The sequence below is a fragment of the Pseudarthrobacter sp. 10T415 genome, from assembly GCF_056394175.1.
On the sequence record NZ_JBFTHJ010000005.1, the window covers coordinates 140,785 to 153,200 of the forward strand.

Consider the following 12,416-nt stretch of genomic DNA (forward strand, 5'->3'; position numbering starts at 1 on the left):
CCGCAGATGCAAAAGACCCCCGCCGCCGTTATCCGGCAGCGGGGGTCTTCGGTGCAGTCAGAAATTACTTTCCGGCTACTACGTCGAGTTCGATCACAGCGGCAACATCCTCGTGGAGACGGACGTTGGCCTGGTAAGAACCAACCGACTTGATGTGGACCGGCAGTTCAACCTTGCGCTTGTCGATGCTGCCCAGGCCTGCGGCCTCAACAGCGTTGGCGACGTCGGCCTGCTTGACGGTGCCGAACAGGCGTCCGGTTTCGCCGGCCTTGACGACCAACTGGACAGGCTTGGACTGCAGTGCAGCGGCCTGCTTCTGAGCATCTTCCAGGGAAGCGTGCTCGCGGGCGGCGCGGGCAGCCTTGATGGACTCAACCTGCTTCTCGCCACCCTTCGTCCAGGTCAGGGCGAAGTTGCGGGGCAGCAGGAAGTTACGTGCGTAACCGTCCTTGACCTCGACAACATCGCCGGCAGCACCGAGACCGGTGACTTCGTGGGTCAGAATGAGCTTTGCCATGTTAGTAAATCCCTTCCTTAACCGCGGCCAGCGCCGGAGTAAGGCAGCAGGGCAACTTCGCGGGCGTTCTTGATTGCCTGTGCGATCTTGCGCTGTTCCTGGACCGTGACGCCGGTGACGCGACGGGCGCGGATCTTTCCGCGGTCGGAGATGAACTTGCGCAGCAATGCTACGTCCTTGTAGTCGATGACAGTGATGTCAGCGGCCTTCAAGGGGTTGGACTTTGGTTTGGGCTTACGGAGTTCAGCCTTAGCCATCGTGGAGCTCCTATTCTAGGGAGCCCGTGGATATTGATCCACGGGATGGTGGTGGTCCGACGGCGATACCCGACACCATGCCGGATGGCACAGTGCCGCGGTCCCGACGCCGGGCCGAGATGATTTTTTAGAAGGGCGGTTCGGAGTCGGGGCCGTTGCCCCAGCCACCTGCATTGGAGACACCGGGCGTTGCCCAGGGATCGTCCTGTGCAGCCTGCTGGTTGCCGCCGCCGCCACCCCAGTTACCGCCGGAGTTGCCACCCTGGTTTCCACCAGAGTTGCCGCCGCCGAAGCCACCGCCGCTGTTGCCACCGCCGAAGCCGCCGCCACCCTGACCGCCGGAGCGCTGGGTGCGGTTGACCTTGGCGTTTGCGTAGCGCAGGCTGGGGCCGATTTCATCGACCTCAAGCTCGATAACGGTGCGCTTTTCGCCTTCTTTTGTTTCGTAGGAACGGCTCTTCAGGCGGCCGGTAACGATGACGCGCATGCCCTTTGTCAGGGACTCCGCTACGTTCTCGGCCGCTTCACGCCACACCGCAGCGCGGAGGAACAGGGTTTCCCCGTCCTTCCACTCATTGGACTGGCGGTCAAAGGTACGCGGGGTGGAAGCGATGGTGAAGTTCGCTACTGCCGAACCTGACGGTGTGAACCGCAATTCCGGGTCATTGGTGAGGTTACCGATGACCGTAATGGTGGTCTCGCCTGCCATCTACTGCCTCCTTGTTCGATCCTGGGTGAAGATTCGAGTCCTGCGGGGTGAAGAATGAAGAGTGGTACCGAAATTACTCGGCAACAACCTTCTGCTCTTCGGGGCGGGTGATCTTGGTGCGCATGATGGTCTCGTTAAGAGACAGCTGGCGGTCAAGTTCCTTGGCGGTTTCCGGCTTGGCGGTGAAGTTCACCACGGCGTAGATACCTTCGGACTTCTTCTTGATCTCGTAAGCCAGGCGACGACGGCCCCAGATGTCAACCTTTTCGATGGTTCCACCATCGTTGGTGATGACGTTCAGGAACTTCTGAAGCGACGGCTCAACGGTACGCTCTTCGACCTCGGGGTCGATGATTACCATCAATTCGTAAGGACGCATATGTGAACCCACCTCCTTTGGGCTAAGCGGTTACGGCATTTCCGTAACAGGAGGTTCATTTGCGATTCCATGCAAGCCCCGCCGCCGGAACGGTGGCTGGGGCGCAGCACAGACTTCAATATCTTAGTGCATTTGGACGGGATAGGCGATTCGCGCTTGACTCAAGGCTAGAGCCCGTGCTGCCGGGATGGCAGCACGGGCTCTCCTATGTGGAAAAACAGCAGATTACGACGCCGGGCCCGCCTTGGCCGGGACGTCGTCAGCTTCGAGCCCGTCCCCGGCCTGGCCTGCGGAAGCTCCGCGCCGGCGGTAGCGCAGGACTCCGATGGCCACCACAACTCCGGCCAGCGCCACGGACAGCAACAGGGATTCCCGCGTGGAGTCCAGGATGACCATGCCGATGAGCAGGGCAACGATGCTGCCGATCGACAGCCAGGTCAGGTACGGGAAGAGCCACATTTTCAGGGCAAGGTCCTTGGCGGCGGCGCCCATGCGCTTGCGGAGGATCAGCTGCGAGGAGGCGATGACCAGCCAGACGAACAGCGCAATGGCGCCGGAGGTGTTGACCAGGAACAGGAAAACGGTGTCCGGTGCGATGTAGTTCAGGCCAACGGTGACGAAGCCGACAACCGTGGAGGAGAGCACCGCAGCGACCGGCACGCCGCGGCGGGAAATCTTCGCCCAGGAAGCGGGGGCGTCTCCGCGCTTGGACAGCGAGAACAGCATGCGGCTGGCGGTGTAGAGCCCGGAGTTCAGGCAAGACAGGACCGAGGTGAGCACCACGATGTCCATGATGGTTCCGGCGCCCGGAATTCCGAAGAGCTCAATGACGGCAACGTAGGGGCTCTTGGCCACGCTGGCATCGTTCCACGGCAGCAGTGTGACCACGATGGCGATGGAGCCGATGTAGAAAACGAGGATGCGCCAGACGGTGGACTTGACGGCCTTCTTGACTGCGTCCACCGGATTCTCGGACTCGCCGGCGGCAATGGTGGCGATTTCGGCGCCGAAGAAGGAGAACACCACAACAAGGATTCCGGCCAGGACGGCGCCGGGGCCATTGGGCATGAATCCGCCGTTGTTCAGCAGGTTGTCAACGCCGGGGGCGGGCACGCCGGGAACGAGGCCCAGGATGGCCGCCACGCCGAAGAGCAGGAACAGGATGATGGCGGTGACCTTGATGGAGGCGAACCAGAACTCAAACTCACCGTAGGACTTGACCGAACCGAGGTTGGTCAGCGTCAGGAGGACCATCAGGATCAGCGCCCAGACCCACTGGTCGATGCCCGGAATCCACCGGTGCATGATGGCCGCCCCCGCGGTGGCTTCGATGCCCAGCACGATGATCCAGAACCATGCATAGAGCCAGCCGATGCTGAATCCGGCCCAGCGGCCCAGCGCCTTGTCCGCGTAGGTGGAGAATGAGCCGGTCTCAGGGTGGGCTGCGGCCATCTCACCAAGCATGCGCATCACCAGGATGACCACGATGCCAGCGGCCATGTAGGCCACCAGGATGCCCGGGCCCGCCTGCTGGATGGCGGCGCCGGATCCGACGAAGAGTCCTGCGCCGATAACGCCGGCAATGGCGATCATGGAAAGGTGCCGTGGTTTGAGCGACTTGGACAGTTGCTGGTCAGCGGGCATGCGTGCGCCGTCCTTCTGGTTATTGCGTGGAGTTGGGGCTACTGGCGGCGGCGGAGGTTTCCCGGGGCCCTTCCAGTGCGGTGGATCACAAGTTTCTCCCACCCTAGACCCGCTCCGGCCTCCGCGATTATGTGCATCGGCACAAGCTCGCAGCATCCAAATCAGAACTTTCTCCAGCTGCGGACATCTCAGGGCATCAAAAGATGCATGCAGGGCAACACTGAAATCTCGAGGAAACGCGGCGCCCAATCTTGAGCCAATCCAGCGCCTATTTGGATGGCAACCCGAACTGCGGCCGCTATATATTCCTTCTTACGGCTGGGTTTCGCGCTGGCGGCGGGAACCAGCCGGGACGTACCTCCGGGGCGGGAACCCGGCGGTACGGCTGCCGTGCCGGTACACATGCGCAAGAATGCGGTCTCCTTTCTTAACAGGATGGGGACCCCATGTCTTTGGTAGGCCGGAGCAAGGAACTGGACAGGATCCTGTCGGTGATCCGTGGACCCAAGGATTCCGCCCTGGTGGTGTCCGGCGGCAGGGGAGCCGGAAAATCTGCAGTCCTTGCTGAAATTTCTGCCCTGTGCGAGTACCCCACGGTGTTCCTCAGCGCCAGCGCGTCCGAGTCCGACTGGCCGCTCTCCGGGATCACGGCCCTCCTGAACAGGATGGACGACCCGGTCCTGAACCGGATCGCGGACGAGCTCCTGCGGGACGCGGCGGGCACCCTTAACGTCCCGGCTTTCTCGGCGACGCTCCTGGCCGGCCTGCTCCAGCGCTCGTCATCCCGGACGGTTATTGCCATTGACGACGCCGACCGGCTCGATCCCGGAAGCCAGGCAGTGATCGGTTTCCTGGCCAGGCGCCTGACCGGAACCGACGTTGCGCTGTTCCTCAGCGCCCGTGGCGCCCCGCCTGACAGCCCGTTCAACGGACTGGAGTCGCTCATGCTCAATCCGCTGAGCTACAACGAAACGGTGCGGATGCTGGAGGCCATCCCCGCAAAGCAGGCCACGACGGCGGCCGCCCACGCAGTTGCCTCAGCCACCCCGGGAAATCCGCTCGCCGCCGTCGAGCTTTACCACCACCTGCTGGAGCGGCAGGCCGACGGGAAGTACGCCATGCCCATCCCGTTGCCCTGCAGGGGCAGCTTTGAAACGGAATTTGCGGCGGTAGTGGGCCGGCTGACTCCGGCGGCCCGCGGCATCCTCGACCTTCTCTCGCTGTCCTGCCGGACCGACATCGGAGCACTGGAAGAGGTCAACGGGGACGTATGGTCCGGCGTCGACGAACTGCTGTCCGAAGGGCTGGCCAGCCGAACGGGGGCCCACCTGCGGATCCGCGACCAGTTGCTGCGCGGCTACGTCTTTTCCACCATGACCCCTGCGGCGAGGACCGCCAGCCACCGTGCGCTGGCACACGCCTCAGAGTCTTCTGATCCGTACGCCAGGCGCTGGCACTTGAGCTACACGGCGCTGGAGCGCCAAACCCCGTTCAGCCTGCTGCGGCACGCGGTGGACCTGATCCGGGGCGGAGATGTGCCGTTCGCCGTCGAGTATGTTGAGCGCGCGCTGACCCTCAACCCGTGGGAGGCCGAAACCGCTGCACGCCTCGCCGCCATTGCCGAACTCCTCTTCAGCCTCGGCGAATTCGTGTACGCCCGCCGCTATCTGGACTGGGCGCGCCGGGTCACCCGCAACCCGGCCCTGATCCTTCGGCTGACCGGACTGGCCTTTGAAATCCAGTTCGCCCAGGGCGCTTCGGTGCGCTCGAGCATGGTGCTGCGCCTGGCCAAGGAGTTCGGCCGGCACGACCCCGCATACACCGCGGCCCTGTTGGCCGGTGCAGCCCTCTACTATGCGGAACGGTGGGAGCTGGCGGACGCAGCCGAAGTGCTCCGCTATGGCGCCGGCTTCCGGGATGCGGCATCACCCGAGTGCCTGGCCATCGCCGAACGCGCAAAGACGCTAACGGGCTCCATCAGCGGGGATGCCACCAGCCTTGCCCGCAAGCACGAGCCTGCCGGGGAAGCCCGTGCACTGTGCCTGCTGGTGCAGGGCCGGGCCCTCAGCTACGCCGAGCGGTATGAGCACGCGGAGGAGGCCTTCGCCATGGTGCGCAGTTCCGACGGAGCCGGCGACACCAACTGGCGGGAGTGCGCGATGTTCCTGGCCGTGGACAACGAGGTGCGGGCGGGCAACGTCCGCGTGGCGGTCCGGCTCATCGACGAACTGGAAGCGCAGGAGCCTGAGATCAAGTATTTCCGTGGGATGCGGCACCTCTTCCGGGTGTGGCGGGCACACGCACTGGGGGACGAAGCCCAGGCCACCACGCACGCCACCGAAGCCCACCGGTTCGCAGCTTCCGAAAACCATCCCGCGCTCTCCGCCCAGCTGGCAGCCATGCAGGGCCATTTTGCGTTGCTGCGTGGGGATCTGGCGGAAGCCTGCGCCCAGCTGTCCCGGGCCGCGGAGATCGGGATGTGCTTCGGCAATCCCACCCTGCTCCGCTGTGAGGCGGACCTGGTGGAGGTGTTGGTCCGGCTTAACCGGCACCGTGAGGCCACGCTGGCCCTGCAGCGCCTGGAAAGCCGCTCCGTGGGCCTGCGGTCACCCTGGCTGATGATGGCCGTGGCGCGAAGCCGCGCCATGCTGGCGGACGGGGAACAGTCCCTGCAGCTTTTTGCCCGGGCACTCGAAGCCAGGACCGGGCATGAATCAATCCTTGAGCGTGCCCGCACCCTGCTGTGCTACGCAGAACGCCTCAACGCTTTCGGACGGCTCCGGGACGCCCGGGATGCCCTCATGCGCGCCAAGGTGATGTTCGACGAGGCCGGCGCTGATGCGTGGACCCAGCACGTGGATGTGCTGCTGCTGGACGAACGGGTGGAAGCTGCCCGGCCGCAGGGCAACCCGGCCATGATGCTGCTGGCCGACCATGAACGTGCCCTGGCCCGGATGGTGGCGCGGGGGCTCCGCAATAAGGAAATCGCGGCAACCCTCTACGTGTCCGTCCGGACGGTCGAAGTGCGGCTGACTGCCATCTACCGGAAGCTCGGCGTGGAGTCCCGCGCGCAGCTGACAGCCCTCGCCAGCACGAAGGAATCGACGCCGTCGGAGCCGTACGTACTGCCCGTCCTGTAGGGCCCAAAGCCTGCAAATGCAGGTATCCGCAGTATCCACACTGATCCCGGGACAGACCCACAAAGCCCCTTCTGAACCCCGCCGGGCCGGCATTTTGAAAGCTAGCTTTTCTTCACGGCCAGCCATCAGCGGACATGCCGGGAAGGGGTCACCTTGGCAGAGATACCAGTAGCCAGAACCCGGCGTGCCGGCCTTGACTGGCCCGTTGCGCCCGTTGCTGCACAACGGAAGGCAACACCGCAGTTGGCGGCGGCGGATACCGCAGGAACCCGGTTTCTGCGGCCGCCAACTGCACACCCGGCCAACGCCACGGCTAACGCCCAGGCCAGCGCTCCGGCAACCGGGCGCAAAGCCGCAGCCTCCTGGCTCTCCACGCACGTCAATTTGCTGCGTGCGGCTGATTCTCTCCTGGTCATGGGGGCGGTGGGCGCCGGCTACCAGCTGTCCAACGTGGGATTCGCACCGGCGGACCCGGGCGACGCGGGAACGGCGGCCGCGGCGGCTGCGATTGCCCTCCTGTGGCTCGCCGGCCTGGAGGTCTACCGGACACGCGACGCGAAACTGCTGGGCATCGGCGCCGACGAATTCAAGCGCGTCACCTCGGCAACCCTGCGGGTCTTCGGACTGATGGGACTGGCGGCCGTGCTGTTCTCCCTGCACGGTGCAACCGCTTTCGTTACGGTTTCGCTGCCGCTGGGCCTGCTGGGGCTGACCGCAAACCGGTGGGCGTTCCGCCGCCGGCTGACGGCCCAGAAGGCCAGGGGCCGGTGCCTTTCCCGGGCGCTGGTGGTGGGTGATCCGGACGACGTCCGCTACGTGGTGCAGCAGGTCCTGCGGAAATCGGGGCCGGTGTACCAGATCCTGGGTGTGTGCCTCCCGGGGGCCCGGCGTGGAGCCGTCCTCCGGGTGGACGGGCGGGCCATCCCGGTGCTCTGTTCCACGGATGACATTGCCCGCACTGTCCGGCTTGCGGAGGCCGACTCGGTGATCATCGCCGGGCCCCTCCCTGGCGGCAACCGTTTCATCCGTGAGCTCGGGTGGCGGCTTGAGGAATCGTCAACGGAACTCATCCTTGCGGCCACGCTGACCAACGTAGCGGGCCCCCGGATCCACTGGCGGCCGGTTGAGGGGCTGCCGCTGATGCACGTCGACATCCCGCAGTACACCGGTGCCAAGCACGCGATGAAGCGGGTGATGGATGTGGGGATGGCGCTATCAGCCCTCCTGGTGCTGTCCCCACTGCTCCTGGTCCTGGCGGCCATCGTGCATCTGGACAGCCCGGGCCCGGTGTTCTTCCGCCAGGACAGGGTGGGCCGGGACGGGCAGGCATTCGGCATGCTGAAGTTCCGGTCCATGGTGGTGGACGCGGAAGCCAGGCTGGCAACCCTGGGTGCGCAGAACGAGGGCGCCGGGGTGTTGTTCAAGCTGCGCGACGACCCACGGGTGACGCGCTGCGGCCGGTGGATGCGCAAATACTCCCTCGATGAGCTGCCGCAGCTGTGGAACGTGGCCCGCGGCGACATGAGCCTGGTGGGACCGCGGCCGCCGCTGGCCCGGGAGGTCAGCGGCTATGAACGCCACACCCACCGCCGCCTGCTGATCAAACCCGGCATCACGGGGCTCTGGCAGATCAACGGGCGCTCCGACCTCCCCTGGGATGAGGCCGTCCGGCTCGACCTCTACTACGTCGAAAACTGGTCCATCGCCGGGGACCTGCTGATTCTCTGGCGGACGTTCCGGGCAGTCGTCCGGCCGTCCGGCGCCTACTGACCCAACCGCACTCCGGAAAGAAAGTGATATGAGAGCCTTCCCGAATCCTTTCCAAGCCCACACCCACCGGCAACCGTCGCGGAAACTGCGGATCGCCGTCGTGGGCGCCGGGTACTGGGGGCCCAACCTGGCCCGCAACCTGCAGGCAAGCCCCGACTGGGACCTCGTTGCCATCTGCGACCTGGACCTTGAACGCGCACGAAAGCTGGCGGCGGCGGTGGGTGAAATTCCCGCCGTCGAATCCCTGGACGAAGTGCTGGACACCTTCGACGTGGATGCCGTGGCCATCGCGACGCCGGCCCGCACGCACCACGGCACCGTCATGACGGCGCTGCGCGCCGGCAAGCATGTCCTGGTGGAGAAACCCCTGGCGGACAGCCGGGCGCACGGGCTGGAAATGGTGGCTGAGGCCGAAGCCAACGGCCTGGTGCTCATGGCGGACCATACGTACTGCTACACCCCGGCCGTCCTGAAGATGCAGGAACTGGTCCAGTCCGGGTCGCTGGGCGAGATCCTGTTCGTGGACTCCACCAGGATCAACCTGGGGCTGGTGCAGCCGGACGTCAACGTGTTCTGGGACCTGGCCCCGCATGACCTTTCCATCCTCGACTTCGTCCTTCCGGGCGGGCTCAACCCGGCCGAGGTCTCAGCCTTCGGGGCGGACCCGCTGGGCACCGGGCGGGACTGCGTGGGCCACCTGAACTTCCGGCTTCCCAACGACGCCACGGCCCACGTGCACGTGAACTGGCTGAGCCCCACCAAAATCCGGCAGATGGTGATCGGCGGATCGCTGCGGACCCTGGTCTGGGACGACCTCAACCCGCAGCAGCGGCTCAGCGTGTACGACCGGGGCGTCAGCCTGGACCGGCAGCCCAAATCAGCCGGGGAAAAGGCCTCCACCAACATCTCCTACCGGCTGGGCGACACCTGGTCCCCGGCACTGCCCGAACGGGAGGCCCTCAGCCAGGTGGTGGCGGAGCTGGCCTACTGCATCCGCAACGGCCAGGAGGCCCGTACGGGCGGCGCATCCGGGCTCCGCGTGCTTTCCGTGCTCGAAGCGGTGACCCGGAGCCTCACGCAGGACGGCCAGCCCGCTGCTGTTGCCGGAGCTGAACTTGCCGAAGAGATGGAGGGAGTGCGGTGAGCCGGCTGGAGGGGGCCAATGTCCTGGTAACGGGCGGGGCCGGGACCATCGGTTCCACGCTGGTGGATGCGCTGCTTCAGGCGGGCGCGGGCCGGATCGACGTCCTGGACAACATGGTCCGCGGCCGGCTTGGAAACCTTGAGGCTGCCCTTTCATCCGGACGGGTGGAACTGGTGCAGGGAAACATCCAGGACCGGGATCTCGTCAACGACCTCGTCCAGGGCAAGGACGTGGTGTTCCACCAGGCAGCCATCCGGATAACCCAGTGCGCCGAGGAACCGCGGCTGGCGCTGGAGGTGCTGGTGGACGGAACGTTCAACGTCATTGAGGCGGCGGCCGCGCACAAGGTGGGCAAACTGGTGGCGGCTTCCAGCGCTTCCGTTTACGGGATGGCAGAGGAATTCCCGACGGCGGAACGGCACCACCACGCCAACAATGACACCTTCTACGGGGCAGCCAAGTCGTTCAACGAGGGCATGGCCCGCAGCTTCCGCGCAATGACGGGGCTGGATTACGTGCTGCTGCGCTACTTCAACGTCTACGGTCCGCGGATGGACGTGCACGGACTGTATACCGAGGTGCTGGTGCGGTGGATGGAGCGGATCATGGACGGCCGGCCGCCGCTGATCTTCGGCGACGGGCTCCAGACCATGGACTTCGTGTACACCACGGATGTGGCAAGGGCCAACGTGCTCGCCGCCGCCGGCGACATGCACGAGGGCGTCTACAACATTGCCAGCGGAACAGAGACAAGCCTCCTGGAGATGGCACAGGCGCTGCTGCGGGTGATGGGCTCGGGCCTGGCAGTGGAACATGGCCCCGCCCGGCTGGTCAACGGTGTGGTGCGGCGCCTGGCGGACACCACCGCCGCTGCCCGGGACCTCGATTTCAAGGCCGAGGTGGGCCTGGAGGAGGGACTCCGCGATCTGGTGGCCTGGTGGAGACCGCTGCGCGATGAGATCGCTGCATCCCGGAAGGCCGGTGTGTGATGAGTGCTGAAGCGGTGCTTTCGCGGATCAATGTCATGAAGCCGTGGCTGGGGGAGGAAGAGGCCCGGGCCCTGGCCGAGGTGGTTGCCTCGGGCTGGGTGGCCCAGGGGCCCAAAGTCAAGGAGTTCGAGGAGAAGTTCGCCGCGATGCAGGGGGTGCGCCATGCCGTCGCGGCCTCCAGTTGCACCACGGCGCTGCATCTGGCGCTGGCGGTGGCCGGCATCGGTCCCGGGGACGATGTGGTGGTGCCGTCGCTGTCCTTCATCGCGACGGCGAACGCTGTGACCTACCTGGGCGCACGGCCTGTGTTTTGCGATGTGGACCCGGCCACCGGCAATGTCACGGCGGAGACCATCCACGCGGCGCTCACCCTGGATACACGGGCCGTGATTGTGGTGGACCAGGGCGGGGTGCCGCTGGACCTGGACCCGATCCGTGTCCTGTGCGACCGCCACGAGATCACCGTCATCGAAGACGCTGCCTGCGCGGTGGGGTCCACGTACCGTGGCCGGCCCGTGGGCGCCGGCGCGGACGTTGCTGTCTGGTCCTTCCACCCGCGCAAGATCCTCACCACCGGTGAGGGTGGAATGCTGACCACCAACAGGGCGGACTGGGCGGCCCGGGCCAGGACCCTGCGGGAGCATTCGATGAGCGTGTCCGCGGCGGACCGCCATGGTTCCACGCTGGCCCCGCCCGAGTTCTTCCTCGAAGTGGGGTTCAACTACCGGATGACGGACCTGCAGGCCGCCGTCGGCATCGTCCAGCTGGGCCGGCTCCCGGAGATCCTGTTGCGGCGGCGCGAGATCGCGGCCAGGTATGTGGCAGGACTGTCCGGCCTGCGGGGGCTGCGGCTGGTGTCCGATCCGCCGTACGGGACCAGCAACTTCCAGTCTTTCTGGATCGAGGTGTTGCCGACTTTCGCCACCACGCGTGAAGGCCTGATGGAGCGGCTGGCCGAGGCCGGGATCTCGGCGCGGCGGGGCATCATGGCCGCGCACCGCCAGCCCGCCTACAAGTGGCGCGATACGGGCAACGCCTGCCTGCAGCAGACCGAACGGCTTAACGACAGGACGCTGATCCTGCCGGTCTACCACGAGCTGGACGACGAAGGGCTGAACCGCGTCATCAGTACCATCCGCGCTGCCGCGGCCGGAGCGGACGCATGAGCGAGCTGATCCTGATCGCTGCCAGCGGCCTGGCCCGCGAAGTCCTGGCGATGGTGCGCAGCAGCGGCCAGTACGACGTCGTCGGCCTGCTGGATGACGACCGGGAGATGGCGGGCGTGACCGTGGACGGCGCGCCGGTGCTCGGAACGATCGATGACGCCGCGAACTTCAAGCACGCGTTCGTCCTGGTGTGTATCGGCTCAGGCAGGGCGCGGGAGGCCGTGGTGGAACGGCTCACGGCCCAGGGATTCAACGAATCCCGCTATGCCACCGCGGTGGACCCCACGGTCCAGTACCCGGAGGGGTGCCGGATCGGCCGGGGCAGCATCCTGCTGCGCAACGTCACGCTGACCGCGGCGGTGACCATCGGCGCCCACGTGGTGGCCATGCCGTCGGTGACCTTCACGCACGACGACGACGTGGCGGACTTCGCCACGTTCGCTGCGGGGGTGTCGCTGGGCGGCGGAGTCCGGGTTGGCCGGGCGGCCTACCTCGGCATGAACGCGAGCGTCCGCGAGCGGACATCGGTGGGGGCCTACGCGACGGTAGGGATGGGAGCGGCGGTGCTGAGCAACGTGCCCGACGGCGAGACCTGGGTTGGGGTGCCGGCCCACGAGATCGAGCGGGCGGCTTTTACGTATGGAGGTGCGCTGTGAGTGCGGAAGCAGTGTCATCGGTTGGCGTGGTGCCACTGGTGGACC

At 66.0% G+C, this 12,416-nt stretch carries 11 protein-coding genes; 6 read left to right on the plus strand and 5 right to left on the minus strand.

Annotated elements, in window-relative coordinates; translation table 11 throughout:
- Positions 1 to 64: 64 nt before the first annotated feature.
- The 5 genes from rplI to AC1DBN_RS09580 form a co-directional block, all read right to left on the minus strand.
- Positions 65 to 517, minus strand: a complete 453-nt coding sequence (gene rplI, locus AC1DBN_RS09560; protein ID WP_015939034.1) for a 50S ribosomal protein L9 — start codon at positions 515 to 517, stop codon at positions 65 to 67.
- A gap of 17 nt (positions 518 to 534) precedes the next feature.
- Entirely contained in the window at positions 535 to 774 is a 240-nt protein-coding gene (rpsR, locus tag AC1DBN_RS09565) for a 30S ribosomal protein S18 (RefSeq protein ID WP_003800144.1), read from the minus strand.
- A gap of 127 nt (positions 775 to 901) precedes the next feature.
- Entirely contained in the window at positions 902 to 1,483 is a 582-nt protein-coding gene (locus AC1DBN_RS09570) for a single-stranded DNA-binding protein (protein ID WP_015939035.1), read from the minus strand.
- A 73-nt stretch (positions 1,484 to 1,556) separates the two neighbouring features.
- Positions 1,557 to 1,862 (minus strand): 30S ribosomal protein S6, encoded by a 306-nt coding sequence (gene rpsF, locus AC1DBN_RS09575; RefSeq protein ID WP_013602900.1) that lies wholly within the window; start codon positions 1,860 to 1,862, stop codon positions 1,557 to 1,559.
- Positions 1,863 to 2,087: 225 nt separating this feature from the next.
- Entirely contained in the window at positions 2,088 to 3,506 is a 1,419-nt protein-coding gene (locus AC1DBN_RS09580) for an amino acid permease (RefSeq protein ID WP_477723075.1), read from the minus strand.
- Between the two features lie 446 nt (positions 3,507 to 3,952).
- Here AC1DBN_RS09580 and AC1DBN_RS09585 point away from each other — a divergent pair, with 446 nt between their 5' ends.
- The 6 genes from AC1DBN_RS09585 to AC1DBN_RS09610 all read left to right on the plus strand — a co-directional run bounded on the left by AC1DBN_RS09585 (position 3,953) and on the right by AC1DBN_RS09610 (position 12,371).
- Complete coding sequence (locus AC1DBN_RS09585) at positions 3,953 to 6,646, plus strand: AAA family ATPase (RefSeq protein WP_477723076.1); 2,694 nt, start codon at positions 3,953 to 3,955, stop codon at positions 6,644 to 6,646.
- Positions 6,647 to 6,799: 153 nt separating this feature from the next.
- Entirely contained in the window at positions 6,800 to 8,416 is a 1,617-nt protein-coding gene (locus tag AC1DBN_RS09590; RefSeq protein WP_231994400.1) for a sugar transferase, read from the plus strand.
- A 28-nt stretch (positions 8,417 to 8,444) separates the two neighbouring features.
- On the plus strand, positions 8,445 to 9,560 hold the full coding sequence (locus AC1DBN_RS09595) for a Gfo/Idh/MocA family protein (protein WP_091716879.1): 1,116 nt from the start codon (positions 8,445 to 8,447) through the stop codon (positions 9,558 to 9,560).
- Positions 9,557 to 10,549 carry an NAD-dependent epimerase/dehydratase family protein gene (locus tag AC1DBN_RS09600; protein WP_091716881.1) on the plus strand — a complete coding sequence of 331 codons (993 nt, stop codon included), beginning with the start codon at positions 9,557 to 9,559 and terminating at the stop codon, positions 10,547 to 10,549. Before AC1DBN_RS09595 ends, AC1DBN_RS09600 begins: the two co-directional genes overlap by 4 nt.
- A complete protein-coding gene (locus tag AC1DBN_RS09605) occupies positions 10,549 to 11,715 on the plus strand; it encodes a DegT/DnrJ/EryC1/StrS family aminotransferase (protein WP_477723077.1) in 1,167 nt (388 codons plus the stop codon). Before AC1DBN_RS09600 ends, AC1DBN_RS09605 begins: the two co-directional genes overlap by 1 nt.
- Positions 11,712 to 12,371, plus strand: a complete 660-nt coding sequence (locus AC1DBN_RS09610; protein WP_091716885.1) for an acetyltransferase — start codon at positions 11,712 to 11,714, stop codon at positions 12,369 to 12,371. The genes AC1DBN_RS09605 and AC1DBN_RS09610 overlap by 4 nt, the downstream gene beginning before the upstream one ends.
- Positions 12,372 to 12,416 lie beyond the last annotated feature (45 nt).